Origin of the sequence: Flavobacterium sp. 2755, assembly GCF_031455715.1 — a bacterium.
Classification (GTDB): Bacteria; Bacteroidota; Bacteroidia; order Flavobacteriales; family Flavobacteriaceae; genus Flavobacterium.
Genome location: NZ_JAVDTG010000003.1, coordinates 184,761 through 209,948, shown reverse-complemented (window position 1 = coordinate 209,948; position 25,188 = coordinate 184,761). Strand labels below are relative to the sequence as shown.

Genomic DNA, 25,188 nt, shown 5'->3' with positions numbered 1-25,188 from the left:
TGTTTTATAAGGCAAAGATAATGTTTAAGTTAAAATTATCTTAAAAATTCGAAAGCAATTTTCGTAGATAATTTCGGAATGTTTTTATCTTTGCCCCTAACAAATTTAAATAAATGAAAAAAATTCAGGTCGGATTTTTAGTTTCGTATGATTATGAATTGCTTAAAATTGCTATTCCACAAGTATATAAAGAATCTGACTCAATTTTTTTAGCAATTGATAAGGAAAGAAAGACCTGGAAAGGAGAATCTTTTGTTATAGAAGATGATTTTTTTCAATGGTTGAGGACGATTGATGTCGATTCTAAAATAGAAATACTAGAAGATAATTTTTATCATCCGGAACTGACCAGTATGCAATGCGAAGTTTTGGAAAGAAAAATTCTTGCTGAAAAAATGGGAATAGGAAACTGGCTCATTCAATTAGATGCAGACGAATATTTTTTGGATTTCAAAGGATTTGTAAAATTCTTGAAGTCAAAAAATCATTTTTTGAATAATCCCGAAAAAAATCAGGTTCAGATTTCTCCATGCCTTATAAATCTTTATAAAAGATTAGATAAGGGAGTTTTGTATGTTAAAAAGCCAACCAAAATTATGGTGGCTACAAACTATCCTAGTTATAAAATAGGAAGACAAACCCGTAAAAGAATCATTTATTTTAAAGGACCAATTTTACACGAATGTATATCCAGAACAAAAGAAGAACTGGAAATGAAGTTTAACAATTGGGGACACGATACCGATATCAATAAAGAAGAGTTTCTGAATAAATGGGAAACCGTAAACGAGTGCAACTATAAAAGCATGCGAAACTTCTTTTATATGGAACCAGAAAAATGGAAAAAGCTGGCGTTTGTTAAAGGTTCAACTTTTAATGAAATCAAAAATAACCTTGACTTTTTTAAAGTTCTGCCCTCAGATTTTTTCATTTGGAAAAAAAATGTCGGGCAGTGGTTTAAGCATTTAAATAAATAGAATTTATTTTACGATCTCTTTGTAAACATTAAAATATTCAGCAGCTGCAACTTTCCAATCGAAACTTGCAGCTCTTTTTTTAAGCTGATTTTCGATTTCGGTTTTGTTATTGTCAAAATTGGTTAATCCGTTAAAAAGAATATCTTTCATGTATTCAGGATCAAAATTGTTCCAATAATTAGATACATCGCCTCCAATTTCAGGGAGCGAAGTTTTATCAGATAAAAATACAGGTTTACCAAAACTCATCGCTTCAATTGGCGGAAGTCCGAAACCTTCTCGAATTGAAGGGAAAAGGAACGCAGTACAGTTTTTCATGTAAAACTGCTTTCCTTCATCAGACACTTTTCCGGTTAAAAAAACCTGATTTTCTAAATTATTATCAGAAATAAGTTTCTTGATTTCTTCACCGTATTTTTTATTGTTATTTCCGGAAATAATTAAATTAAAATCCTTAATTAATTTCATCATGTTAATGATCGAAACATAATTTTTTCTTTCTATAAAATCTCCAATAGAATAAAAGAAAGGTTTGTCAACAGGAACATTTGAAACAAAAGCAGAAGTATCTAAAAGCGTCGAAATTGGGTTTCCGTTATAAATTACATATTCGGGAACATTTGGAACATTAAAATGTTCGTGCGTGTGTGTTTTTGCAAATTCTGAGATATAAGTAATTGCATTAGATCTTTCTAATTTTTCTGCAAAAAGCCTCTTTAATTTAGGGCTTTTATCGTTTGAAACTTCTTCTACAAAATGAATATCGTGAACAGTAAGCAGATAATTTATTTTGTGAAAAGGCTCAACTTTAATGTTTTGATTTACAGAATGCCATAAATCGTATTTTTTTCGAATTCTAAACAACGGATGTCTTGAAAGACTGCTGTATTTATGGTATTTAAATTTATCCTTAAATTCGTCTTTTAAAAGTTCTGGTTTTGCACTGTTCAGCGTTAGTTCATAATTATTAAAATCTAACGTAGACAATCCTTTAATTAATTCATAATTAAAAGTTCCTAAACCCGATGCTCTGTTGTTGATATTATGCGTTTCTAGAAAAATACTTTTTTGGGACATTATTTTCTTTTTTTACGAAAGTACAATAATAATTTGAAGTCTTAAATCGTATCCGTATTTTTGTCCCCTTATAAAAAGCTACTGATGAATTTTAAAGTAAATCCTTCTTTCGAAAATAATGCTCCGTCAATTCTGGATACCATCAAAACGTTTGGCTCGTCTGGCGAACTTTTTGGAAACGGAGATCGTAATAAGATAAAATTGTTTGATTTAGATGGAAAAACAATCAATATCAAATCATTTAAAATTCCGAATATAGTTAACAAAATTGCTTACCGATACTTTAGAAAATCAAAAGCCAGACGTTCGTTTGAATATGCCACGATTTTATTAGAAAAAGGAATTGGAACTCCAGAACCAATTGCATTTCTTGAAAATTTTAATTTTGTGGGTTTAAAAGACAGTTATTATGCTAGCGAACATTTAATTACAGAGTTGACTTATAGAGAATTGGTAGAAATTCCTGAATATCCTGATAATGATAATATTCTAAGACAGTTTATAAAATTCACTTTTGATCTTCATGAAAAAGGAGTAGAGTTTCTTGATCATTCGCCGGGAAATACATTGATTAAAAAGAACGAAAACAATACTTATAGTTTCTTTTTGGTCGATTTAAACCGAATGAATTTTCATGATAATATGAGTTTTGAACAGCGCATGAACAATTTTAGCCGTTTAACGCCTAAAAAAGAAATGATCGCTGTAATGAGTAATGAATATTCTAAATTCTATACGGATAAATCTGAAAAAGAAATTTTCGAAAAAATGTGGCAGGCAACTTCTACTTTTCAGGAAGAATTTGCAAGAAAGAAAAGATTGAAAAAGAAACTTAAGTTCTGGAAGAAATCTTAATTTGTCTCTGGATTTTTTTAAGTTCCTTAAAACGAACCGCTACACTTAAAGCATTTAAGTAACAGATAATAATTCCCTTTCTTCCGTCTAAAAATCCGAGTCTCAATAAATATTGGTTTAAAAACTGATAAACAGGTCGAATACAGAAATGAAAAAAGTTAGGGTTAGTATTCTTTATTAACTCTTCCTGCGCCTTTAACTGTCCGTAGAAAATCATTTTTTGCTTATAATCCTCGTAATTAGAATAAGAATGGTGCGTTAATTTGTGCTTTAATTTTTTAGTTTCTCCCTTTACGATTAGTTTTTCGTGTACAATTTTATTGTTGTTATAACGTGCATTTTCTTTTCTAAAAAGACGAATAATTTTATCATTCTGCCAGCCGCTAAAGTATAATTTCTTGTTTTCGAAGATAAAATCTCTACGGAAAAAATAAGCTGAAGCACTTTTTGGCTGATTTATTTCTGTACTAATTTCTTGCTGCAATTCAGGGCTTATTCGCTCGTCGGCATCGATAAAAAGAATCCATGAATTGGAAGCTAAATCTATTGTATAGTTTCGCTGAATCGCAAAATTATCAAAAGCACGCTGTACAATTTTTACATTTTTGTACGTCGATGCAATTTCGAAAGTTTTGTCGGTACTAAAAGAATCAACTATAATTATTTCATCGGCGAAAGCCAGATTATCAAGAACCTCACGTATGTTAGATTCTTCGTTATAAGTGATTAGTAAAGCCGATAAAAGTTGTTTTGGAGACGAAATCATTTTTAGCGGATATTTTTTTCTAGAAATGATTCAATTTTGTCTTTAAAAAATTCAGGGTTAAATTCCTGATACAAAGACAAAGCTTCTTTTTTAAGCATTTTTTCAGATTTCTGCTCAAATAAATCCGAACGATAATCTTTTAAATGCACAGATAAATGGTGGATTTCGTCTTCAAATGTAGCCCAGATTTTCTTTTCAATCCAAGGAGAGAAAATTATAAACGATGGTTTTTCAAGCGCTTTAGCCATATTTATGGCGCCGCCGTCATTTCCGATAATTAAATCACATTGATTCATAATCGCAATAAACGAACGTAAATCGCCGCCTAATAAATCAAAATATATTTTTTCCTGAGTGGAAGGTTTGCAGGCGTTAAAAACAGTTTTTGCATCTTCAATCTGCTTCGGGAAATAATTAAAAAGAATATTTACATCGGCATTATCTGCAATATAATCCACTACTTTCGACATGAATTCAAGCGGATACGTTTTTAATTTCTCGCTTCCTAAAAGACTGATCATTACTGTTTTTCTGTCTTTGCGAACATTATGTTTTTCAAAAACCGATATAGCTTCCTGATTTTCTTTTTCGGAAACAAATAATTTCGGAATTGGATCTATTTCAACTTTTAAATCTAAAGGCTCAATTAATGAAAGTCTTCTTTCAATTGCCAAACCTAAATTGGTTTTAGGAAAAGGTGCAAAAGGAACATTATCTGTGTAAAGAAAATTTCTTCCGGGTTTTTTATAAGAGATTTTTCTTTTGGCGTTGCTTAAAAATACTAATATCCAGCTTTCTAATTTTGAATACGCATCAATAACCAGATCGTATTTTTCATTTCGAATTTGAAAACCAAGTTTCAATAATTCTTTTTTGCTTTTTCGATGTTTTTCTTCAAATAAAATGATGTTGTCAATGCTTGAATTACCTTCTAAAACCGGAGTTGTCGAAGCATAAACCAAATAATCTATTTGAGCATCTGGATAAGCAGTACGCAGATTATTGCAAATAATACTGCTGACTAAAACGTCTCCAATCATTTTTTGTTGAATAACAAGTATCTTCATCTAAAAAGGGAATCTTTTAATTGGTTACAAATTGAAGCAAAAAAAATCCAAATTCCAATCATAATCAATTGGAATTTGGATTTTTTAATTTATTTGTTCTTTATAAATTATACCGCAACGTCGTATTCGCGAAGTGCATTATTTAATGAAGTTTTCAAATCTGTAGATGGTTTACGAGTACCAATAATTAAAGCACATGGAACTTGAAATTCACCAGCAGCGAATTTTTTAGTGTAACTTCCAGGAATTACCACTGAACGTGCAGGAACAAAACCTTTCATTTCAACTGGTTCGTCGCCCGTAACGTCAATAATTTTTGTTGAAGCAGTCAAACAAACGTTAGCACCAAGAACAGCCTCTTTACCAACGTGAACTCCTTCTACAACAATACAACGAGAACCAATAAAAGCACCGTCTTCAATAATTACCGGAGCAGCTTGTAATGGTTCTAAAACACCACCAATACCAACACCACCGCTTAAGTGAACGTTTTTACCAATTTGTGCACAGCTGCCAACAGTTGCCCAAGTATCAACCATAGTTCCTTCGTCAACATAAGCACCAATATTTACATAACTCGGCATTAAAATAACACCGCTTGAAATGTAAGCTCCGTAACGTGCCACAGCATTTGGTACTACACGAATTCCTTTTGCAGCATAACCTCTTTTTAGCAACATTTTATCGTGATATTCGAAAATACCAGATTCCCATGTTTCCATTTTTTGAATTGGGAAATACATTACAACCGCTTTCTTAACCCATTCGTTTACCTGCCAAGCATCACCAACTGGTTCAGCAACACGTAATTTTCCTGCATCAACTAATTCGATAACTTCTCTAATAGCGTCAGTTGTAGTTTTTTCTTGTAATAAAGCTCTGTTTTCCCAAGCTTGTTCAATTATAGTCTGTAAAGAATTCATAGTTTAAATTTTTGGCAAAGATAACGTATTTACGGAAAAGCAAAAAAGTAAACGGAGCTGAAAGTGTTATAAATATAACTTTTTGTTTTTAATTTGATAAATTACGTTTTCTGAATATAATTTCGATTTAAATAATATACCGCTAAAAGTTTTTTTTATATCAAAATATGACAAATGTCAGATTCTTTGCTTTTTCTTCCATCTACTTTTGCCGGATTAATTCTGAGAAATCAGGATTAAAAATCCAATCCAAAACATATAAAATCTACTAAACATGAATCAGGAAAATCAACTTCGAACCCCAGTTACAATAATCGATAAAGAAGTTACGTGGGATAAAACGCAGGTAATTATGAGTAAAACAAATGCTTTTGGTATTATTGAATATGCCAATGAAGTTTTTGTTGATGTTTGTGGTTACGAAGATTATGAATTAATGGGACAGCCGCATAATATTATACGTCATCCCGATATGCCAAAAGTTATTTTTAAAGTGCTTTGGGAAAATCTTAAAAACGGAAAAAACTTTCATGCAATCGTAAAAAATCTGGCAAAATCAGGAAGATATTATTGGGTCATTACAGATTTTGATATTGCAAGAGATGAAAACGGTGTTATTGTAAATTATTTTGGAAGAAGACAAGCTGTTCCGCAAGAAGTGATTGCGATGCATATTGAGCCATTATATAAAAAGTTGCTTCAAATTGAGGCGGCAAGCGGCGTAGAGTTTAGCGAGAAATATTTGATTGGTTTTTTAGAAGAAAAAAAGAAATCTTATGTTGAATATATAAAGGAGTTGATTTACGATCATGAAAAAAATCAGGCAAAGTTTGCTCATTATGAAGAAGAGCAAGAAGAAGAGGAGCACAGAGGTTTTTTCGGCAGATTATTTAACCGATAAAAGAGAATAATTTTTAGTTTTAAATATTTAGGTTCGGGTCCGTTTTGAGTTTTCAAGACGGGCCTTTTGTTTTTAATTTAAAAGTATAAATTTAAATAAGTTTATATTTGTATTGTTAATTTAAATAAAATGCCAAGAATCCTCTCCATAGACTACGGACAAAAACGCACTGGAATTGCTGTTACAGACGAAATGCAGATTATAGCATCTGGTTTAACTACAATTCCTACTCATACTTTAGTTGATTTTCTAAAAGATTATTTTGCTAAAGAAAAAGTAGAAGCAGTTTTAATTGGCGAACCAAAACAAATGAACGGTCAGCCATCAGAAAGTGCATCTGTGATTAATGGTTTTGTAACTCATTTCTCGAATATTTTTCCTGAAATGAAAGTAATCCGCGGAGACGAACGTTTTACTTCAAAAATGGCTTTTCAAACTATGATTGACAGCGGACTAAGTAAAAAACAACGCCAAAATAAAGGCTTGATCGATGAAATTTCCGCAACAATTATGCTGCAGGATTACCTTTCGTCTAAGCGTTTTTAAGTTTATTTCTGACTAAATCTTCTTTTTTAGAAAAATTTATAATTTTCTAACTTTTATCATGTAAAAATTAGTTTTTTTTTGCGATTGAAAAAAGTACCTTTGCATTTTAAAACAAATTACTGTTATGCCTGACAATACAATACGTTCCAATAGTGAAGTAGTGCTTATTGGAGCTGGAATTATGAGTGCAACTCTTGGATTAATTTTGAAAGAGCTGCAGCCCGATATAAAAATTGAAATTTACGAAAGATTAGATGTGGCAGCTGCCGAAAGTTCAGACGCCTGGAATAATGCAGGAACCGGACACTCTGCCTTTTGTGAATTAAATTATACTCCAGAAAAAGCAGATGGAAGTATCGATCCTAAAAAAGCAATCAGCATAGCAGAATCTTTTGAAATTTCACGCCAGTTCTGGTCGTATTTAGTACAGGAAAATAAAGTTCCTTCTCCTGAAAATTTTATTAAAAGTGTTCCTCACATGAGTTTCGTTTGGGGAGAAAAAAACGTAGAATATCTTAAAACGAGATTCGAAGCACTTCAAAGTAATCCAATTTTTTCTGAAATGACTTTCAGTACAGATTTTAATCAACTGAAAGAATGGATGCCTCTTGTAATGGAAGGCAGAGAAGAAGGAGAAAAATTAGCAGCAACCCACATGGAAATTGGTACCGATGTTAACTTCGGAGCCTTAACCAGAAGCATGTTTAATTATCTTGAAAAATTAGACGGGGTAACTTTATATTTTAATCACGAAGTTCAAAAATTAAGACAGCGTGAGGATAAATCATGGAGAATTAAAATCACCGATTTAGCTACAGGTCAAAAAAGAAAAGCCTATACCCAATTTGTATTTATTGGAGCAGGAGGTGGTTCATTGCCTTTATTAGAAAAAGCAAATGTTCCCGAAGGTGACGGTTACGGAGGTTTCCCGGTAAGCGGTCAATGGTTAAAATGTACAAACCCGGAAGTTATTGCAAAACATCAGGCAAAAGTGTACGGAAAAGCAAGCGTAGGTGCACCTCCAATGTCTGTTCCGCATATTGATACACGTGTAATTGATGGCGAAAAAGCACTTCTTTTTGGACCATTCGCAGGATTCTCAACACGTTTCCTAAAAAATGGGTCTTATTTAGATTTGCCATTATCAATAAAAGCAAACAATTTGATTCCGATGCTTTCTGCCGGATTTCATAATATTCCACTAACAAAATATTTAATTGAGCAGGTTCGTCAGTCTCCAAAAGACAGAATGAAAGCACTTCGTGAATATTTGCCAAGTGCACGTTCTAAAGACTGGAAATTAGAAAAAGCAGGTCAGCGTGTGCAGGTAATTAAAAAAGGTGAAAATGGCGGCGGAGTTTTGGAGTTTGGAACAGAAGTAATTACAACACACGACGGAACTTTAGCAGTATTATTAGGAGCTTCTCCGGGAGCATCAACTGCAGTTGCCATTATGGTTGATTTAATCAGCAGATGTTTTACAAATCAAATTAAAACACCTGAATGGGAAGCGAAAATGAAAACAATGATTCCATCTTATGGTAAAACGCTGAATGATAAACCAGAGCTTTTAGCAGAAATGAGAAAACATACAGCAGAAGTTTTAAAAATTAAATAAAACTTCCATTAAAATAAAAAAGGACTTAGTTATCTAAGTCCTTTTTTTATGGCTAAAAAATATATTAATCGTTGTTTACCGCTTTTAATTCTTTTGTTATTTTTAAAATTTTCTCCGCAAGATTACTCATCCAGATCAATTGCTCAATAACCATCGAAGCCTCCTGCATTTTTGCCTGACGCGTTTCTTTATCCAGTTCATCATCTGTTGCAAGACGAGTGAAATTTTTACGTTTGAGCTCTTCAAATTGAAGTGTTACATCTTCTTTATCAAAAAAAGTATCCGTTATAATTGTTTCATTTCTTAAAATAGAAATCGAATGTTCCAGATTTTGTAAAATAGTTTTTATAATGTAATTGAAAGATTCTGATGCTGATGTTGTTTGATGCGACTGAATATAAGTCGATAAAGAAGCTAAAGCAGATAAAAGAGAATGATTTAAAACCACCAATTTATTAACCAAAGGCATTGTTTTCTGTTTCGATTTTGGTTCCTGCATCATGCGTTGAAAAGAAGTCATTAAATTTCCTATTTCAACAAAAGCATTCTTTCTGGACAATCTATAAGACGTTGGTATTTCCCCTTTTTTATTATAAAAATCAGCAATTTCTTTAAGATAATTTCGATTTGCCCGAATCGAATTTTCGATATGAATTGGCGTATTAATAAACTCCCAAGCCGGCCATAAAAACTGATTCGCAATAAAAGCCAGAGTTGCTCCCGCAAGCGAATCTAATATTCTAAACTGAATAACTTCGACCACATTAGGCGTTAAAATTCCGTAAATAAAAACCACATACATCGTTACAAAAGTGGCACTTATTTTATAGTTAATCTGTGTAAACGAAATTCCCAAAAGCATACACACAATCGAGAAAATACTCAAAGCAACATGATTTTGAATTACAGAAACAATCCCAAACGCGAGAAGACCTCCCAAAATAGTTCCGAAGATTCTGTTGTAAGAACGTTCTTTGGTTAAACCATAACCCGGACGCATGATTACTACAATGGTCAATAAAATCCAATATACATTTTGAAACGGCAAAAATTTCCCAATTATAAAACCAATTAAAATGGTAATGGTTAATCTAAGCGAATGCCTGAATATGGACGAAGAATAACTTAAATTTTCAATCAGAGTTCTTATAGGATAATATTGCGGCGTTAAGAATTTTTCTAATTCCTTGTCCTTATCTTTTAATTTATAAGACTGCATCGCAAGCGAAAAAGCACGCTGAATAATTTTAATTTTCCCAACCTGATTTTTGGCATATTTCAGCATATTGGTCAGCATCAAAACGCCTTCTGCAGCTTCTTCTTTACCTAAAGTTTTTTCGTAATCAAAAATGGCAAATTCAAGCGCATCTAATTCATTTTTTAAATCATCTTTATCTACATAAACTGCAATATGATGTACGTTTTTTGAAAGTTTTTTAAGAGTAGAAGCCAGTTTGTAAGCAACATTTTGATACGTTCGCAGCACTTCTGGATGTTTAGCAAACTTTTCATGAAGTTTACTGTGGTCAAATGACGTATAAAGCGCCAATTCCTGAATTTCAACTAAAGTAATAAACACCAAAAGCATTTTTCGATTCTGAGTTGTAGTTGCTGAAGTATTTTGATTCCCAATCAACATTTTACGTAAATCCTCATGAATCAAATTCAGGTCAACTTGTATCGCTAATTGTTTTTCTATAATTTTTTGACGATCAGCAGCCGGGCTCCATAAATCACCTCTTAGTTTTAAATACTTTGCCGTTAGTTTTATGCCCTCAGCAATTTGTAATTCTACATATTTATAAGGTTGTACAAAATGAAAAACCAGCGAAACTATAAGGTATAAAATCCCTCCTGCAAAAATAAATCCTGCATATTGAAAAGCTTCCCAGCCGGTGTGCAAATGCCCAAATGATAAAGAAATCGATAATAAAGCAGAAAACGAAACCAAAGTAGCACGCTGTCCGTAAACCGAAATCATCGAACATAAAAACAATAAAAATCCCAAAAAAGGATAAAATAAAAGAGGAAAGGGATAAGCGAGATTTACTAATAAATTTACACCCGAAACAATTAAAGAAGCAACAATTAATCCTTTGATTTTGTGGCTTAATGAGCTCGGAATATCACTTGGATAGGTATAAAAAGCACCAAGCGCAATAGTAAAACCTATTTCAAAATGCCCCAAAAAATTCAAAATTATAACAGGTACAACCGAAGCAATAGTAACTTTTGATGCATTTAAAAAAGAAGTACTGTTTGTGAATTTTGAGATTCGATCAAGCATATCGTGAGGTTTACTAGCAAAGTTAAGAATTGTACGAAATATTTTGGCATAATTATAGCGGAGTTTTCCAAAGCATATAAAAAATTGTTATAATGTGGCTTTACAGCTAATCGTTGAGTATTTTTTACTATTTTTGCCAGCTGAAATATGTTAACCCTAATATAAGGTTTTCATTAGATAAAACATTAAATAATTACAAATGATTTTACCAATTGTAGGATATGGTGATCCTGTTTTAAGAAAAGTAGGAACGGCAGTTACGCCAGATTATCCAAACTTAAAAGAGACAATAGCAAACATGTACGAAACCATGTATAATGCTTTAGGAGTTGGACTTGCAGCACCGCAGGTTGGCCTTCCTATTCGCATATTTGTTATTGATACAACTCCTTTTAGCGACGATGAGGATTTACCAGAAAATGAACAGAAAGACTTAGAAGGTTTCAAAAAAACTTTTATCAATGCTAAAATCGTTAAAGAAGAAGGTGAAGAGTGGAGTTTTAATGAAGGATGTTTGAGTATTCCTGACGTTAGAGAAGATGTTTACAGAAAACCAACTGTTACGATTGAATATTGCGAAGAAGATTTCGTAGTAAAAACAGAGGTTTTTGACGGTTTAATTGCGAGAGTTATTCAACACGAGTACGATCATATTGAAGGCATTTTATTTACGGATAAAATATCTTCTTTAAAAAAGCGTTTGATTCAAAAGAAATTAAAAAACATCACCGAAGGCAAGACTTTTCAGGAGTACAGAATGAAATTTGCTGCAGCAAAGAAAGGGAGATAAAAAGTTCTAAATAATTAGAACATTAATAAAAGACAAAAATTCTTAATACTAATTTTAATAAACATGAATTTAGACAAAATTTTAGCCATTTCTGGGAAACCAGGTTTATATGTATTGAAAGTGCAGACTCGTACAGGTTTTGTGGCAGAATCATTATTAGACGGAAAAAAAATTACAGTAAACTTAAAAAGTAATGTAAGTTTACTATCAGAAATTTCAATTTATACACACGAAGGAGAAAAACCATTGACTGAAGTAATGCAGAAAATTGCTGCTAAAGAAAACAAAGGTCAGGCGATTTCTCACAAAGAAGATAATGCAACTTTAGCTGCTTATTTTAAAGAAATTTTACCGGATTATGATGAAGAAAGAGTTTATCCTTCAGATATTAAAAAAGTATTAAACTGGTACAACACACTTCAGGCTAAAGGTTTAGTTACTGATTTAGCTCCGGCTGCTGCTGAAGCTCCGGAAGAAACTCCAGCTGTTGAAGAAAAACCAAAAAAAGCACCAGCTGCTAAAAAGCCAAAAGCTAAAAAAGAAGAAAAATAATTTTTCTGAATTCAAATACATTAATCCCGTTAAGATATTTCTTAACGGGATTTTTTATTTAAAATCACTTGCTATTTAAGTTTTAAAATATAATTTTGTAAGAAAAATAATATTTTAAAATAATCTAAAAATTCAGCTTATAATTTATGATTTAATTGTAACTGTTTGTACGCAAGTGTAATATGTGTGTTTTTATATTGTTTTGGAATGATTTTGAGTTTGAAAACAAATTTTAAATGATAGGAAAAATGAAAAAGAAGATGAAAAATTTTGCTGTAATAACCGCTATAGTATTGGCGATAGCCTGCAATAACAAATCAAAAGAAACAGAACAATCTGTAACTTCCTCTGATACAACCACAACTTTAGAACATCATAAACATTGGAATTATGAAGGAGAAACAGGACCGGATCATTGGTCAGAAATGGATCAGAATGATTGCGGAGGAAAAACACAATCTCCAATTGATATAGTAGAAACAGAAAAAGATAAAACAATAAAACCTATTGATTTTCATTACAATCAAAAAACAAAAATTCACGATGTTGTCAATAACGGGCACACCATTCAATTTGATTTTGAGCCCGGAGATTATATCGTGATTAACGGAGAGCAATACGAACTCAAACAATTTCATTTTCATGAATCGGCAGAACATACTATAAAAGGCGTGCGGTATCCGTTAGAAATTCACATGGTTCATAAAAATAAGGACGGAAAATTTGCCGTAGTTTCTATTATGGCGCAGGAAGACAAGAAAAGCAATGAAACTTTTGAATTTCTTGACAAGTATCTGCCTAAAAAAGCTAACGATACTGTAAAGGTTAATAACGATTTTAATATCAATAAAGTTCTTCCTCAAAATAGATCCTATTACACTTATGCTGGTTCATTGACTACACCGCCTTGTACAGAAAGCGTACAATGGTTTATTTTTAAAACCCCAATAGAAGTTTCTATTAAAATGATAACAGATTTGAAAAAGATAATGCCACTGAATAATTTTAGGAGCGTTCAGGAATTAAATGGCAGAAAAATTAAAGAATCGATATAAACTAAAAGAAGGTATTTTGTCTTCTTTTTTAGTTTATGAAAGAGTCATTTAATCCGCAAATTGTTTTAATTTTGGTATCTTAAAATAAAAAAATGAGCAAAGAACTTCAACTCAAAGCCTTCGAAAGATTATTAATTATCATGGATGAACTTCGTGAGCAGTGTCCGTGGGATAAAAAACAGACCTTGCAGACATTAAGGCATTTAACGATTGAAGAAACCTACGAGTTAGGCGATGCCATTTTAGACAACGATTTAAACGAAGTAAAAAAAGAACTTGGAGACTTACTGCTTCACATTGTTTTTTATGCTAAAATAGGCTCAGAAACCAATGATTTTGATATTGCAGATGTCTGCAACGAAATCTGCGATAAATTAATTCACCGCCATCCGCATATTTATTCTGATACTGTTGTAAAAGATGAAGAAGAAGTAAAACAAAACTGGGAAAAATTAAAGCTTAAAGAAGGTAAAAAATCTGTTTTAGAAGGAGTTCCAAGAAGTTTACCGGCATTAGTAAAAGCAAGCAGAATCCAAGATAAAGTAAAAGGAGTAGGGTTTGACTGGGAAGAACCGCATCAGGTTTGGGATAAAGTTCAGGAAGAACTAAACGAATTACAGGTTGAAGTTGAAGCCGGTGATCAGGATAAAATTGAAGCCGAATTTGGAGATGTTTTATTCTCAATGATCAACTATGCCAGATTTTTAAATGTTAATCCGGAAGATGCTTTAGAACGCACAAATAAAAAATTTATCAAGCGTTTTCAATATCTGGAAAGTAAAGCAGGTGAATTAGGAAAACCTTTAATGGATATGACTTTGGCAGAAATGGATGTTTTTTGGAACGAAGCTAAAAAACAGTAATTTATTCCGCCATTCGTTTTAATGCCTTTACATTTTTAAGCATTATTTTTTTACCCACTAATTCAATTAATTCCAGTTTATTAAAGTCAGATAATAAACGGATGCAGCTTTCAGTTGCTGTTCCTATTATTCCGGCAAGTTCTTCTCTGGTAAGCTGTACTTTTAGAGTTTTATCTTCATTCTCCCCAAACTCATTATGCAAATGCAATAAAGTTTCTGCTAAACGTTGTTTTACCGTTTTTTGAACTAAAGCAATTTTATCATTTTCAGATTCTTTCAAATCCTCGCATACAGACTGCATCAAATTCAAAGAAAACTGATTGTTGTTATTAAAGAAATGTATGATTTCAGATTTCGGAATAAAACAAACTTCCATATCAGCAATGGCTTTCGCCGATAAATTTGCAGGTTCATTGCTAATCATCGAACGCTGTCCTAAAAGTTCTCCGGATTTTACAAGCTTAACGATTTGATCCTTTCCGTTGGCACTTAATTTTGAAAGTTTTCCAACTCCGTCTTTAACGCAAAAAACGCCATTCGTAACTTCGCCCTCTTCAAAAATAGCTTCGCCTTTTTTAATTGTGTAGGTGGTTTTGCTATTAGCCAATTTTACAACTTCCTCTTTATTCAGGGCTTTTAAAGAAGAAAGCTGACGAACAATACATTGATCACATTTATTCATAGCAGGAGTAATTTGGTGCAAAATTAACCAATTCCTGCGGTTTAAAAGTACTTTTACGGCTAAAAATGCGTAGAAAAAGGTATTATTTCAATTTGACAAATTATTTCATTAATTTAGGATTAGATTTCATTATAACATGATAAATGTCATAGTTATAGTCACTGCCTTTTTTGAATTTTGCAAATTAAAAAACAAATTATGAGCGAGCAGAGTTGTTTTCATTGCGGGCTGACTATTCCTAAAAATGAAGAGATCAATTTTGATGAAAAAAAGTTTTGTTGTACTGGTTGTAAAACAGTTTACGAAATTTTTAGCCAAAATGATTTAACCTGCTATTATGATTTTGAAAAATCGCCTGGAGCTACTCCACAAGACATTCAGGGCAAATATGACTTTTTAGACAACGAAGCAATTTTAGCTAAAGTTCTCGAATTTCAGGAAGGAAATACTTCGATAGTTTCACTAAATATTCCGCATATTCACTGCAGTTCATGTATTTGGATTCTTGAAAACCTAAATCGTTTACAACCCGGAATCAGTGCTTCACAAGTTAATTTCCCCGAAAAAAAGGTTCGAATTACCTTCAATTCAGAAACTGTTTCTCTCAAATCAATTGTATACTTATTAAGTTCAATAGGTTACGAACCGTATATTAGTTTAGAAAATTACGAAACAGGCAAAAATAAAGTAGACAGAAGTTTAACTTATAAAGTAGGCGTTGCTTTTTTCTGTTTCGGAAATATAATGCTGCTTTCTTTTCCTGAATATTTCGAAATCAAAGAATTCTGGTTAGATAGCTATAAACCGTTTTTCAGGATTTTAATTTTTCTTTTAGCCTTACCGAGTTTTTTATATTCAGCAAGCGGATATTACGTTTCTGCTTATCACAGCATTCGAACCAGAATGTTAAACATTGATATTCCTATTGCTTTAGGAATTATTGTAATGTTCATCCGAAGTACTTATGATATGCTGATGGATCACGGACCGGGATTTTTTGACAGTTTGGCCAGTTTGGTTTTCTTTATGCTGCTGGGGAAAATGTTTCAAACAAAAACCTATAGTTTTTTAAGTTTCGAAAGAGATTTTAAATCCTATTTTCCAATTGCAGTAACCAGAATCAATGTTGATTTTTCAGAAGAAAGCGTTCCAATTTATGATGTTTTAAAAGGAAACAGACTGTTGATTCGAAATCAGGAATTAATTCCGGTAGACGGGATTTTAATGAGCGAAAAGGCCGAAATTGATTATAGTTTCGTTACCGGGGAAGCTGTTCCAATTACAAAAAAATCAGGAGACAAAATATTCGCCGGCGGAAAACAAATTGGAAAAGTAATCGAAATGGAAGTACTGCATTCGGTTTCACAAAGTTATCTGACGCAATTATGGAGCAACGAAATTTTTCAGAAAAAAGTAGAACAAAAACACAAAACAATTACAGATGCCTTAAGCCGCTATTTTACACCAATTTTACTGCTAATTGCCTTTGCAGGATTTGGTTACTGGATATTTATCGATACTAATATTGCTTTTAATGTTTTTACAGCAGTATTAATTGTGGCTTGTCCCTGCGCGCTTGCCCTTACAGCTCCGTTTACTTTTGGAAATATTCTCAGAATAATGGGAAAACAAAAAATGTATCTAAAAAATGCCTTAGTAATCGAACAATTGGCTAAAGTTGATACCATTGTTTTTGATAAAACCGGAACCATTACAACCAATAAAAAATCTAATATTTTATACGAAGGAATTGATTTTTCAGATGAAAATTTACAATTAATAAAAAACGTGCTTCGAGGATCCAATCATCCTTTAAGCAGAATGCTGTATGACTTTTTACCGGAATATGACAGAATAAAAATTGATGATTTTCAGGAAATTACCGGAAAAGGAATTTTGGCTTTCGCCGAAGAAAAAGAAGTAAAAATAGGTTCATCCTCATTTGTTGAAAGCCCCGTTTTAGACTCTTCAGAAATAGAAAAAACTTCGCTCCATATTAAAATCGACAATACATACTACGGAAAATTTATTTTCCAAAATCAATATAGAGAAGGACTTGAAAAGTTGTTTGCAACATTGAACAAAGAATATAATATAAAAGTACTTTCTGGAGATAATGATGGCGAAAGAGAAAATCTCGAAGCTATTTTACCCAAAAATACCGAATTGGTTTTTAACCAAAAACCAGAGCAGAAATTAGAATTTATTAAAAAACTGCAAGAAACAGGAAAGAACGTTATGATGGTTGGAGACGGTCTGAATGATGCGGGAGCCCTGGCGCAAAGTAATGTAGGCATTTCTGTATCCGAAAACGTAAATGTATTTTCTCCGGCCTGCGATGCAATTCTCGATGCAGGTGAATTTTCAAGATTAAACTATTTCTTAAAACTTTCTCATAATTCGATCTTGATTATTAAAATGAGTTTTGGACTCTCACTTCTATATAATATTGTAGGACTTACATTTGCTGTTACTGGAAATCTGCTTCCTATAGTTGCTGCAATCATAATGCCTTTAAGTACAATTACGATTGTAAGCTTCGTTACTTTTATGTCTAACTACTTCAGTTGTAAGAATTTAGAATTATTTTAAATAATTTGTAAGATTATTTTACTTAATTTTAACATTCTTCTACAAGCATGATAATTATCATATTTTAAACGCCACTGACCTAGTAATTTTGTTAACATAAATTTACGGTATGAGTGTTATTTATCTTTTAATTTCAGTGAGTATTTTCGTGGCAATCGGCTTTTTTATTGCCTTTATCGTTGCTGTCAAATCAGGTCAATACGATGACGATTATACGCCCTCGGTCAGAATTCTTTTTGACGACGAGACCAAAATTATTTCCCCAAATAATAATTCACCAATCGAAGAAAAACAAGTATAAATTATGGAAATGGAACAGTTTTATTACGACAACAAAATTGTAAAAAAATTCATTTACGCCACTATTCTTTTTGGTGTTGTGGGTATGTTAGTGGGGCTGACCTTAGCGGTTATGTACCTTTTTCCCAATATTACAGATGGGATTTCATGGCTTAGTTATGGTCGTTTAAGACCTTTACACACAAATGCCGTTATTTTTGCCTTTGTTGGGAATGCTTTTTTTGCAGGAATGTATTATTCAATGCAAAGATTGCTGAAAGCCAGAATGTTTAGTGACTTTTTAAGTAATCTGCATTTTTGGGGCTGGCAGTTAATCATTGTCGCTGCAGCTATTACATTACCATTAGGATATACTTCTTCGAAGGAATATGCAGAACTTGAATGGCCTATTGATATTGCTATAGCGTTAATTTGGGTTGTGATGGGAATTAATATGATAGGAACCATGCTGCGCCGTAGAGAGCGTCATTTATATGTAGCAATTTGGTTTTATCTGGCAACATTTGTAACGGTTGCCGTATTACATATCTTCAATAATATCGAAATTCCTGTTTCAGGATTAAAAAGTTACTCAGTATACGCCGGTGTTCAGGATGCATTGGTACAATGGTGGTACGGACATAATGCAGTTGCATTTTTCTTAACAACGCCATTTTTAGGATTGATGTATTACTTCGTTCCTAAAATTGCAAATCGTCCTATTTACTCTTATAGATTATCGATTATTCACTTTTGGTCTTTAATTTTTATCTATATCTGGGCAGGACCGCACCACTTATTATATTCAGCTTTACCAAACTGGGCTCAAAATTTAGGTGTTGCATTTTCAATAATGCTTATTGCTCCATCTTGGGGAGGTATGATCAACGGACTTTTAACTTTAAGAGGTGCGTGGGATAAAGTTCGTGAAGAACCAGTTTTAAAATTCTTCGTAGTAGCAATTACAGGTTACGGAATGGCAACTTTTGAAGGGCCAATGTTATCTCTTAAAAATGTAAATGCTATTGCGCATTATACAGACTGGATCGTTGCACACGTACACGTAGGTGCATTAGCATGGAACGGGTTTATGTCATTTGCTATTATTTACTGGTTGATTCCACGAATGACAAAAACAGCATTATTCTCTAAGAAATTAGCAAATTTCCATTTCTGGATTGGTACTCTTGGTATTATTGTCTATACAATTCCATTATACGTTGCAGGTTTTCAACAAGCTTCTATGTGGAAACAGTTTAATCCAGACGGAACTTTAACTTACGGTAACTTCCTTGAAACAGTAACTGCAATTATGCCAATGTATTGGATGAGAGCAATTGGAGGTAGTTTGTATCTAATAGGAATGCTGACATTGGTTTACAACATTATCATGACAGTTCGTGTTGGTGAAACAATTGAAGATGAATTAGCACAAGCTCCGGCATTACAAAAAATAAGTAGCAATAGATTAAGTGGAGAAAAATTCCATTCATGGTTAGAAAGAAAACCAATTCAGTTAACCATTTTAGCTACAATCGCTATTTTAATTGGAGGAGTTATTCAGATCGTACCAACGATTATGGTAAAATCAAATATTCCAACTATTTCAAGTGTAAAACCATATACGCCGTTAGAACTTGAAGGACGTGATTTATACATCAGAGAAGGCTGCGTAGGCTGTCACTCACAATCAGTTCGCCCATTTAGAAGTGAAGTTGAGCGTTATGGACCTCAGTCAAAAGCAGGAGAATTTGTTTACGATCATCCATTTTTATGGGGATCAAAACGTACAGGCCCTGACTTATTAAGAGTAGGTGGTAAGTACAATGATAACTGGCACTTTAACCATATGTGGAATCCGCAAAGTACATCTGCAGGATCAATTATGCCGGGTTATAAATGGTTATTTGATAATAAGCCTTTAGATATTTCATTGACTCAAAAGAAAATGAACGTAATGATTTCTCTTGGAGTTCCTTATTCTGCAGAAGAAGTTGCAAATGCACAAAAAACATTAAGAGAACAGGCAGTTAAAATAGAGAAAAGCCTTGAAAATGATCCTGACTTTGTAAAAAGTTATGAAGACAGCCGTAAAAAAGCTGCTGCAAAAGGTGAAAAATTCATTCCTATGAATGAAAGGGAAATTGTTGCTTTGATTGCATATATTCAAAGACTTGGTACTGATATTAAAGTAAAAGAAACTTCCAAATAACAGCATTATGTTTGAACAAATAAAACACAATATGGAAACGATATCGGGTGTAGAAATTTACCCGATTCTTTCCCTCTTGATCTTCTTTTTCTTTTTCGTAGGATTAGGCATTTGGGTGTTCTCTTATAAAAAAGATAAAATTCAGGAAATGAGTAATATACCTTTAGAAGAAGGACAAGTTATAATCTCAAAAGATAGATAAAATGAAAAAGTTTTTCCCAGTATATGTTAGAGTACCGTTGATTTTCTTCATCGTATTCGCTTTGATGGAATATTGTATAGATTCAGGCGACAGACCTGCTTTTATAAAATACCCAATGTTATCTGTCTTTTTACTTGCTTTTCTGTTTATTTTGATAGCGATCGAAGTTACGCTTAGTGCTGTAAATCGAGTAATGTATCAATTACTGTCACCAGAAGAAAAAGCAAAATTAGATTACGAAAATAGTTTGAGTCTTCAGGAAAGCACTTGGTTTAAAGAACTAATGCATAAGCTTACTAAGACAGAACCAATGTCTAAAGAAGCTGATTTATTGATGGATCATGATTATGACGGAATCAAAGAGCTTGATAATAATTTACCGCCATGGTGGGTTTACTTATTCTACATCTGTATCATTTTTGGAGTAATCTATGTAGTCCGTTACGATGTTTTAGGAGCCGATGATCAGGAAATGGAACTTAAAAAAGAAATGGCACAAGCTAAAATTGATGTCGAAGAATACTTAAAAACCGCTCCGGATTTAATGGATGAAAAAACGGTTGTTCTGTTGACAGATGATGCAAGTTTAGCTGCAGGAAAAGAAATTTTCGCAATGAATTGTGCGGCTTGTCACAGAGCAGATGCAGGAGGACAAATTGGACCTAACTTAACAGATGATCATTGGATTTTAGGTGGAGGAATTAAAAATGTATTTCACACTATTACCAATGGTGGACGTGATGGAAAAGGGATGGTTTCCTGGAAAACAAATGGTATGAAACCAAAAGAGATTCAAAAAGTGGCGAGTTACATTTTATCGCTGCAAGGATCGAATCCAAAAGATCCAAAAGCGCCGGAAGGAGATGTTTGGGTAGACGAAAGTGCGCCTAAAACAGATGCAGCAGCTACAAAAAAAGATACCACAGCAGTTAAAAAATAATTAGAATATTATGTCAAATTTACCAGACGAAGCTTTTAGAGATACCATTGGAACTATAGATGAAGGTGGTAAAAGGAAATTTATTTTTCCGAAGAAACCGTCTGGTAAATTTTATGATTACCGCAAAATGGTCAGTTATATTTTATTGGCAATTTTGATAATAAATCCGTTTATAAAAGTAAACGGAAACCAGTTTATGATGTTCAATATCATTGAACGTCGTTTTAATATCTTCGGCTTTCCTTTTTGGCCGCAGGATTTTTACCTCTTTGTAATTTCAATGCTTATTGGCGTTGTCTTTGTACTTTTATTTACCGTTGTTTTTGGCCGAATATTTTGCGGATGGATTTGTCCGCAGACCATTTTCCTCGAATTGGTTTTTCGCCGAATCGAATATTGGATTGACGGCGACCGCGGTTCACAATCACGCTTGGCAAGAATGGAATGGAATGCTGAAAAAATCAGAAAAAGATTGACTAAATGGGCAATTTTCTTTTTGATCTCTTTTGGAATTGCAAACGTATTTCTGGCTTATTTAGTAGGAAGTGATTCTTTACTATTAATGGTGGAGCAAGGCCCAATTCAGCAGGGAAGTAATTTTATTGCGCTACTTATTTTTACAGGAGTTTTCTATTTTGTTTTTGTCTGGTTCCGCGAACAGGTTTGTATAATTGCCTGTCCATACGGAAGGCTGCAAGGTGTTCTTTTAGATAATAAATCTATAAACGTCGCGTATGATTTTGTGAGAGGAGAAAAAGAAGAAGGAAGAGCAAAATTCAACAAAAAAGAAGACAGAGCTTTAACCGGAAAAGGAGATTGTATTGATTGTCTTCAATGTGTTCACGTCTGCCCAATGGGAATTGATATTAGAAACGGAACGCAGTTAGAATGTACCAACTGCACCGCATGTATTGACGAATGTGATCATATAATGGAAAGTGTAGGATTGCCAAAAGGTCTTATTCGTTACGCATCAGAAGATGAAATCGTTAAAAAAGAGCCTTTTAGGTTTACTGCCAGAATGAAAGGTTACAGTGCTGTTCTTTTTATTTTGATGGGCATTTTTATTGGGATGTTGTTTTTACGAACCGATGTTCAGGCTGTTATTCTGCGTTTGCCCGGACAGCTTTATCAGCATAAAGGAGATAAAATAAGCAATGTTTATACTTATAAAATTGTCAATAAAACCATGAAAGATTATAACGATATTCATTTTGAATTAATCGATCAAAAAGGTGAAATTAACAATGTAGGGCAAGAGCATTTTAAAGTGGCAAAAGAAGCGATTTCGCAAGGAACTTTATTTATAGAAATAGATGAAGTTTTACTGGAAAGTGACAAAACCAATGTGAAAATTGGGGTTTATAATGGCAAAGAACTGCTCGAAACCACTACAACAAATTTCTTAGGGCCACGAAGTTTTAATTAAAATATACAGTATTATGAAAATTAATTGGGGAACCGGAATTGTCATTGCATTTGCTTTGTTTATGACATTTATATTATACTTTGTTTTTGAAGTACAATCAAATAGTAAATACGATAACGAACTGGTTGTAGAAGAATATTACAAACATGACACACATTTTCAGGAGGAAATGGCCAGAATTCAAAACGCGCATGATTTACAGCATAAACCTTCAGTAAAGCTTGAAGAAGATGGTGTAAAAGTTACTTTTCCTGCCACTTTTGAAAGTGATAAAATAAAAGGAAATATTTTGTTGTACCGACCTTCAAACAAAAAGTTTGATTTTAATACTGAAATTGCTTTGACTAATTCTTCAATAGTGATTCCGCATAAAAAACTAATCAAAGGTCGTTGGGATGTTAATATGGAATGGCAGTATGAGGGTAAAAAATACCTGACAAAAGAAGTTATCTACGTAAATTAATAAAAATGTTATTTTCTGCATTCATATTAGGTCTTATCAGCAGTCTGCATTGTGTTGGCATGTGTGGGCCAATTGCTATGATGCTTCCTGTTGATCATAAAAATGAAGCTAAAAAAATAACGCAGATTATAACCTATCATTTAGGAAGATTAACCGCTTACTCAACAATTGGTCTAATCTTCGGATTAATGGGAAGAGGACTTTTCTTAGCAGGAATGCAGCAAAGAATGTCAATTTTTATTGGTATTGCCATGATTTTAATTGCTTTAATACCCGAAAAAATATTCGCTAAATACAATTTCTCGAAACCCGTTTACAAAGTAATTTCAAATATAAAATCAAGCCTAGGAAGTCAGTTTAAAAAGAAAAGCTACAAATCTCTTTTTACAATTGGCTTATTAAACGGATTTCTGCCATGCGGAATGGTCTATGTTGCCTTGTTTGGAGCAATTGCCATGCAGAGTGCTGGCTTTGGAGTTTTGTATATGTTATTGTATGGAATAGGAACTATTCCGTTAATGACCGTTGTAGTGTACGTCAACTCATTATTAAAATTACCGTTTCGGAATAAAATTCAAAAAGCAATTCCTTATGTTGCTGTAATTATTGGAGTATTATTTATTCTAAGAGGTTTAGGATTAGGAATTCCCTATTTATCTCCTTCAAATATGAGTTTGTTTGTTCAGGGAACTCCTAATTGTCATTAAACTGTCATCGAAAACAAGTTCGTTTCCGGTGATTTTCTTTTTAAATGTAAATCAAAAGCCATACAAATATTGCGGACAAATGGTCTTCCGGCTTCTGTAATTTTGATTCTGTTTTCTTCAATTACAATTAACTGATCGTTTTCTATTTCTTTTAAAGCCATTAAAACTTGTGGCAATTCTTTAAAATATAAAGAATCTTTACTCCAGGAAGTTTCAAGATCGCAGGTTAAATTTAGAATGTGTTTTCTAATGATAAGGTCTTCATTAGTTAAAATATGACCTTTTACAACCGGAAGCTGATCCCATTCTAATAACTGATAATAATCTTCCAGATTTTTAGTATTTTGAGCAAAACCGTACCAGCTGTCACTAATCGAAGAAACTCCTAAGCCAATCATAAGCTGTGTTTTTGAAGCGCTGTAGCCCATAAAATTTCGATGCATTTTTTTGTTATGAGCAGCATGAAATAAACTGTCAGAAGATAAAGCGAAATGATCCATGCCAATTTCATGATAACCATTTGTTGAAAGCAATTGTTTGCCTGTTTCATAAAGCTGTCTCTTTTCAGCATCTTTTGGAAGATTTTCATCGTTGAATCCGCGTTGTCCATTTCCTTTAATCCACGGAACGTGAGCGTAGCTGTAAAAAGCTAATCTGTCTGGTTTTAAAGAGTTTGTTTTTTCAACCGTATCTACAACATCATCTAAAGTTTGAAAAGGTAAACCGAATATAATATCGTGTCCAATAGATTTATAACCAATTTCTTTTGCCCAAAAAGTAACTTTGGCAACATTATGAAATGGCTGAATTCGATTAATGGCTTTCTGCACTTTTTCGGAATAATCCTGAACGCCAAAACTCACTCGGCGAAAGCCCAAATCATATAATTTTTTTAGCTGTTCGTAAGTTGTATTATTGGGATGCCCTTCAAAACTAAATTCATGATTTTCAGCTTTATTTGCGAAGCTGAAAATACCATTAATAAGATGTTCTAAATTGTTAGTTGAAAAAAAAGTAGGAGTTCCTCCGCCTAAATGTATTTCTTTAATAAAAGGTTTTTCGGGCAGTTGTTTGCAGTACAAACTCCATTCTTTTAAAAGAGCCTGAATGTATTTTTCTTCTACAGAATGATTTTTTGTAATTCGCTTGTTGCATCCGCAAAAGGTGCACATACTTTCGCAAAAAGGAAGATGAATATAAAGACTAATTCCGTTTTTTGAATTGCTTTCAGAGAATGCTTTTTGAAAAGATGTTTTCCATTCTTCGACTGTGAAAGCGGTTTCATTCCAATAAGGAACCGTAGGATAACTTGTGTATCTTGGGCCAGGTACATTGTATTTCTGGGTCAATGAAATTTTCATAAAGACGGATTTAGTTTACATCAAAATTACTATTTGGACTACAG

24 protein-coding genes are annotated in these 25,188 nt (G+C 32.9%); 17 read left to right on the top strand and 7 right to left on the bottom strand.

From position 1 onward, the window contains the following. The first annotated feature begins 113 nt into the window (after positions 1–113). Positions 114–977, top strand: a complete 864-nt coding sequence (locus J2Y38_RS08190; RefSeq protein WP_309841173.1) for a hypothetical protein — start codon at positions 114–116, stop codon at positions 975–977. A gap of 3 nt (positions 978–980) precedes the next feature. Here the strand turns inward: J2Y38_RS08190 and J2Y38_RS08185 are convergent, their stop codons facing one another. Continuing rightward, entirely contained in the window at positions 981–2,054 is a 1,074-nt protein-coding gene (locus tag J2Y38_RS08185; RefSeq protein ID WP_309841171.1) for a glycosyltransferase family 1 protein, read from the bottom strand. Positions 2,055–2,138: 84 nt separating this feature from the next. Here J2Y38_RS08185 and J2Y38_RS08180 point away from each other — a divergent pair, with 84 nt between their 5' ends. Next, positions 2,139–2,909 (top strand): Kdo domain containing protein, encoded by a 771-nt coding sequence (locus tag J2Y38_RS08180; protein WP_309841169.1) that lies wholly within the window; start codon positions 2,139–2,141, stop codon positions 2,907–2,909. Here the strand turns inward: J2Y38_RS08180 and J2Y38_RS08175 are convergent. The 3 genes from J2Y38_RS08175 to J2Y38_RS08165 form a co-directional block, all read right to left on the bottom strand. After that, on the bottom strand, positions 2,887–3,675 hold the full coding sequence (locus tag J2Y38_RS08175; protein WP_309841167.1) for a glycosyltransferase family 2 protein: 789 nt from the start codon (positions 3,673–3,675) through the stop codon (positions 2,887–2,889). The two genes, J2Y38_RS08180 and J2Y38_RS08175, sit on opposite strands and share 23 nt — an antisense overlap. Positions 3,676–3,677: 2 nt before the next feature. Next, the gene (locus J2Y38_RS08170) at positions 3,678–4,742 is read right to left on the bottom strand and encodes a glycosyltransferase family 9 protein (RefSeq protein ID WP_309841165.1); all 1,065 of its coding nucleotides are present in this window, start codon (positions 4,740–4,742) and stop codon (positions 3,678–3,680) included. 107 nt (positions 4,743–4,849) lie between these two features. Next, positions 4,850–5,665, bottom strand: coding sequence for a 2,3,4,5-tetrahydropyridine-2,6-dicarboxylate N-succinyltransferase (locus J2Y38_RS08165; RefSeq protein ID WP_309841163.1), 816 nt, complete (start codon positions 5,663–5,665; stop codon positions 4,850–4,852). Between the two features lie 274 nt (positions 5,666–5,939). On the opposite strand from J2Y38_RS08165, the gene J2Y38_RS08160 reads away from it, so the two are divergent. The 3 genes from J2Y38_RS08160 (at position 5,940) to J2Y38_RS08150 (ending at position 8,730) form a co-directional block, all read left to right on the top strand. Continuing rightward, positions 5,940–6,566 carry a PAS domain-containing protein gene (locus tag J2Y38_RS08160; protein ID WP_309841160.1) on the top strand — a complete coding sequence of 209 codons (627 nt, stop codon included), beginning with the start codon at positions 5,940–5,942 and terminating at the stop codon, positions 6,564–6,566. A gap of 129 nt (positions 6,567–6,695) precedes the next feature. Beyond that, positions 6,696–7,112: a Holliday junction resolvase RuvX gene (gene ruvX, locus J2Y38_RS08155; RefSeq protein ID WP_073482460.1), complete on the top strand. Its 417-nt coding sequence runs from the start codon at positions 6,696–6,698 to the stop codon at positions 7,110–7,112. A 124-nt stretch (positions 7,113–7,236) separates the two neighbouring features. Next, on the top strand, positions 7,237–8,730 hold the full coding sequence (locus J2Y38_RS08150) for a malate:quinone oxidoreductase (RefSeq protein ID WP_309841158.1): 1,494 nt from the start codon (positions 7,237–7,239) through the stop codon (positions 8,728–8,730). Positions 8,731–8,794: 64 nt separating this feature from the next. On the opposite strand, the gene J2Y38_RS08145 is transcribed toward J2Y38_RS08150, so the two are convergent. Then, on the bottom strand, positions 8,795–11,017 hold the full coding sequence (locus J2Y38_RS08145) for an FUSC family membrane protein (RefSeq protein ID WP_309841157.1): 2,223 nt from the start codon (positions 11,015–11,017) through the stop codon (positions 8,795–8,797). 199 nt (positions 11,018–11,216) lie between these two features. On the opposite strand from J2Y38_RS08145, the gene def reads away from it, so the two are divergent. The 4 genes from def to mazG all read left to right on the top strand — a co-directional run bounded on the left by def (position 11,217) and on the right by mazG (position 14,277). Next, the gene (gene def / locus J2Y38_RS08140; RefSeq protein WP_309841156.1) at positions 11,217–11,807 is read left to right on the top strand and encodes a peptide deformylase; all 591 of its coding nucleotides are present in this window, start codon (positions 11,217–11,219) and stop codon (positions 11,805–11,807) included. 63 nt (positions 11,808–11,870) lie between these two features. Beyond that, on the top strand, positions 11,871–12,359 hold the full coding sequence (locus J2Y38_RS08135; RefSeq protein WP_056206213.1) for a DUF5606 domain-containing protein: 489 nt from the start codon (positions 11,871–11,873) through the stop codon (positions 12,357–12,359). Between the two features lie 248 nt (positions 12,360–12,607). Beyond that, positions 12,608–13,414, top strand: a complete 807-nt coding sequence (locus J2Y38_RS08130) for a carbonic anhydrase family protein (protein ID WP_309841154.1) — start codon at positions 12,608–12,610, stop codon at positions 13,412–13,414. A gap of 92 nt (positions 13,415–13,506) precedes the next feature. Continuing rightward, positions 13,507–14,277, top strand: a complete 771-nt coding sequence (mazG, locus tag J2Y38_RS08125; protein ID WP_232682439.1) for a nucleoside triphosphate pyrophosphohydrolase — start codon at positions 13,507–13,509, stop codon at positions 14,275–14,277. A 1-nt stretch (position 14,278) separates the two neighbouring features. Here mazG and J2Y38_RS08120 read toward each other — a convergent pair whose 3' ends face one another. Next, positions 14,279–14,959: a Crp/Fnr family transcriptional regulator gene (locus J2Y38_RS08120; RefSeq protein ID WP_309841151.1), complete on the bottom strand. Its 681-nt coding sequence runs from the start codon at positions 14,957–14,959 to the stop codon at positions 14,279–14,281. Between the two features lie 198 nt (positions 14,960–15,157). Here J2Y38_RS08120 and J2Y38_RS08115 point away from each other — a divergent pair, with 198 nt between their 5' ends. The 8 genes from J2Y38_RS08115 to J2Y38_RS08080 all read left to right on the top strand — a co-directional run bounded on the left by J2Y38_RS08115 (position 15,158) and on the right by J2Y38_RS08080 (position 23,783). Further along, positions 15,158–17,551 carry a heavy metal translocating P-type ATPase metal-binding domain-containing protein gene (locus J2Y38_RS08115; protein WP_309841149.1) on the top strand — a complete coding sequence of 798 codons (2,394 nt, stop codon included), beginning with the start codon at positions 15,158–15,160 and terminating at the stop codon, positions 17,549–17,551. A gap of 109 nt (positions 17,552–17,660) precedes the next feature. Then, positions 17,661–17,852, top strand: coding sequence for a cbb3-type cytochrome oxidase assembly protein CcoS (gene ccoS / locus J2Y38_RS08110; RefSeq protein WP_309841148.1), 192 nt, complete (start codon positions 17,661–17,663; stop codon positions 17,850–17,852). Between the two features lie 3 nt (positions 17,853–17,855). Continuing rightward, positions 17,856–20,042 carry a cytochrome-c oxidase, cbb3-type subunit I gene (ccoN, locus tag J2Y38_RS08105; RefSeq protein WP_309841146.1) on the top strand — a complete coding sequence of 729 codons (2,187 nt, stop codon included), beginning with the start codon at positions 17,856–17,858 and terminating at the stop codon, positions 20,040–20,042. 7 nt (positions 20,043–20,049) lie between these two features. Then, complete coding sequence (locus J2Y38_RS08100; RefSeq protein WP_053473606.1) at positions 20,050–20,244, top strand: CcoQ/FixQ family Cbb3-type cytochrome c oxidase assembly chaperone; 195 nt, start codon at positions 20,050–20,052, stop codon at positions 20,242–20,244. A 1-nt stretch (position 20,245) separates the two neighbouring features. Continuing rightward, entirely contained in the window at positions 20,246–21,184 is a 939-nt protein-coding gene (locus tag J2Y38_RS08095; RefSeq protein ID WP_309841143.1) for a cbb3-type cytochrome c oxidase N-terminal domain-containing protein, read from the top strand. A gap of 10 nt (positions 21,185–21,194) precedes the next feature. Beyond that, positions 21,195–22,613 carry a cytochrome c oxidase accessory protein CcoG gene (ccoG, locus tag J2Y38_RS08090; protein WP_309841142.1) on the top strand — a complete coding sequence of 473 codons (1,419 nt, stop codon included), beginning with the start codon at positions 21,195–21,197 and terminating at the stop codon, positions 22,611–22,613. Positions 22,614–22,626: 13 nt separating this feature from the next. Further along, a complete protein-coding gene (locus J2Y38_RS08085; RefSeq protein WP_309841141.1) occupies positions 22,627–23,076 on the top strand; it encodes a FixH family protein in 450 nt (149 codons plus the stop codon). A gap of 5 nt (positions 23,077–23,081) precedes the next feature. Then, positions 23,082–23,783, top strand: a complete 702-nt coding sequence (locus tag J2Y38_RS08080; protein ID WP_309841140.1) for a sulfite exporter TauE/SafE family protein — start codon at positions 23,082–23,084, stop codon at positions 23,781–23,783. On the opposite strand, the gene hemN is transcribed toward J2Y38_RS08080, so the two are convergent. After that, positions 23,780–25,144, bottom strand: a complete 1,365-nt coding sequence (hemN, locus tag J2Y38_RS08075) for an oxygen-independent coproporphyrinogen III oxidase (RefSeq protein ID WP_309841139.1) — start codon at positions 25,142–25,144, stop codon at positions 23,780–23,782. The two genes, J2Y38_RS08080 and hemN, sit on opposite strands and share 4 nt — an antisense overlap. Positions 25,145–25,188 lie beyond the last annotated feature (44 nt).

What these genes read in the sequence shown, in the direction of transcription:
- J2Y38_RS08190 (WP_309841173.1), top strand. Translation starts at nt 114, where the DNA reads ATGAAAAAAATTCAGGTCGGATTTTTAGTTTCGTATGATTATGAATTG.
- J2Y38_RS08185 (WP_309841171.1), bottom strand. Translation starts at nt 2,054, where the DNA reads ATGTCCCAAAAAAGTATTTTTCTAGAAACGCATAATATCAACAACAGA.
- J2Y38_RS08180 (WP_309841169.1), top strand. Translation starts at nt 2,139, where the DNA reads ATGAATTTTAAAGTAAATCCTTCTTTCGAAAATAATGCTCCGTCAATT.
- J2Y38_RS08175 (WP_309841167.1), bottom strand. Translation starts at nt 3,675, where the DNA reads ATGATTTCGTCTCCAAAACAACTTTTATCGGCTTTACTAATCACTTAT.
- J2Y38_RS08170 (WP_309841165.1), bottom strand. Translation starts at nt 4,742, where the DNA reads ATGAAGATACTTGTTATTCAACAAAAAATGATTGGAGACGTTTTAGTC.
- J2Y38_RS08165 (WP_309841163.1), bottom strand. Translation starts at nt 5,665, where the DNA reads ATGAATTCTTTACAGACTATAATTGAACAAGCTTGGGAAAACAGAGCT.
- J2Y38_RS08160 (WP_309841160.1), top strand. Translation starts at nt 5,940, where the DNA reads ATGAATCAGGAAAATCAACTTCGAACCCCAGTTACAATAATCGATAAA.
- ruvX (WP_073482460.1), top strand. Translation starts at nt 6,696, where the DNA reads ATGCCAAGAATCCTCTCCATAGACTACGGACAAAAACGCACTGGAATT.
- J2Y38_RS08150 (WP_309841158.1), top strand. Translation starts at nt 7,237, where the DNA reads ATGCCTGACAATACAATACGTTCCAATAGTGAAGTAGTGCTTATTGGA.
- J2Y38_RS08145 (WP_309841157.1), bottom strand. Translation starts at nt 11,017, where the DNA reads ATGCTTGATCGAATCTCAAAATTCACAAACAGTACTTCTTTTTTAAAT.
- def (WP_309841156.1), top strand. Translation starts at nt 11,217, where the DNA reads ATGATTTTACCAATTGTAGGATATGGTGATCCTGTTTTAAGAAAAGTA.
- J2Y38_RS08135 (WP_056206213.1), top strand. Translation starts at nt 11,871, where the DNA reads ATGAATTTAGACAAAATTTTAGCCATTTCTGGGAAACCAGGTTTATAT.
- J2Y38_RS08130 (WP_309841154.1), top strand. Translation starts at nt 12,608, where the DNA reads ATGAAAAAGAAGATGAAAAATTTTGCTGTAATAACCGCTATAGTATTG.
- mazG (WP_232682439.1), top strand. Translation starts at nt 13,507, where the DNA reads ATGAGCAAAGAACTTCAACTCAAAGCCTTCGAAAGATTATTAATTATC.
- J2Y38_RS08120 (WP_309841151.1), bottom strand. Translation starts at nt 14,959, where the DNA reads ATGAATAAATGTGATCAATGTATTGTTCGTCAGCTTTCTTCTTTAAAA.
- J2Y38_RS08115 (WP_309841149.1), top strand. Translation starts at nt 15,158, where the DNA reads ATGAGCGAGCAGAGTTGTTTTCATTGCGGGCTGACTATTCCTAAAAAT.
- ccoS (WP_309841148.1), top strand. Translation starts at nt 17,661, where the DNA reads ATGAGTGTTATTTATCTTTTAATTTCAGTGAGTATTTTCGTGGCAATC.
- ccoN (WP_309841146.1), top strand. Translation starts at nt 17,856, where the DNA reads ATGGAAATGGAACAGTTTTATTACGACAACAAAATTGTAAAAAAATTC.
- J2Y38_RS08100 (WP_053473606.1), top strand. Translation starts at nt 20,050, where the DNA reads ATGTTTGAACAAATAAAACACAATATGGAAACGATATCGGGTGTAGAA.
- J2Y38_RS08095 (WP_309841143.1), top strand. Translation starts at nt 20,246, where the DNA reads ATGAAAAAGTTTTTCCCAGTATATGTTAGAGTACCGTTGATTTTCTTC.
- ccoG (WP_309841142.1), top strand. Translation starts at nt 21,195, where the DNA reads ATGTCAAATTTACCAGACGAAGCTTTTAGAGATACCATTGGAACTATA.
- J2Y38_RS08085 (WP_309841141.1), top strand. Translation starts at nt 22,627, where the DNA reads ATGAAAATTAATTGGGGAACCGGAATTGTCATTGCATTTGCTTTGTTT.
- J2Y38_RS08080 (WP_309841140.1), top strand. Translation starts at nt 23,082, where the DNA reads ATGTTATTTTCTGCATTCATATTAGGTCTTATCAGCAGTCTGCATTGT.
- hemN (WP_309841139.1), bottom strand. Translation starts at nt 25,144, where the DNA reads ATGAAAATTTCATTGACCCAGAAATACAATGTACCTGGCCCAAGATAC.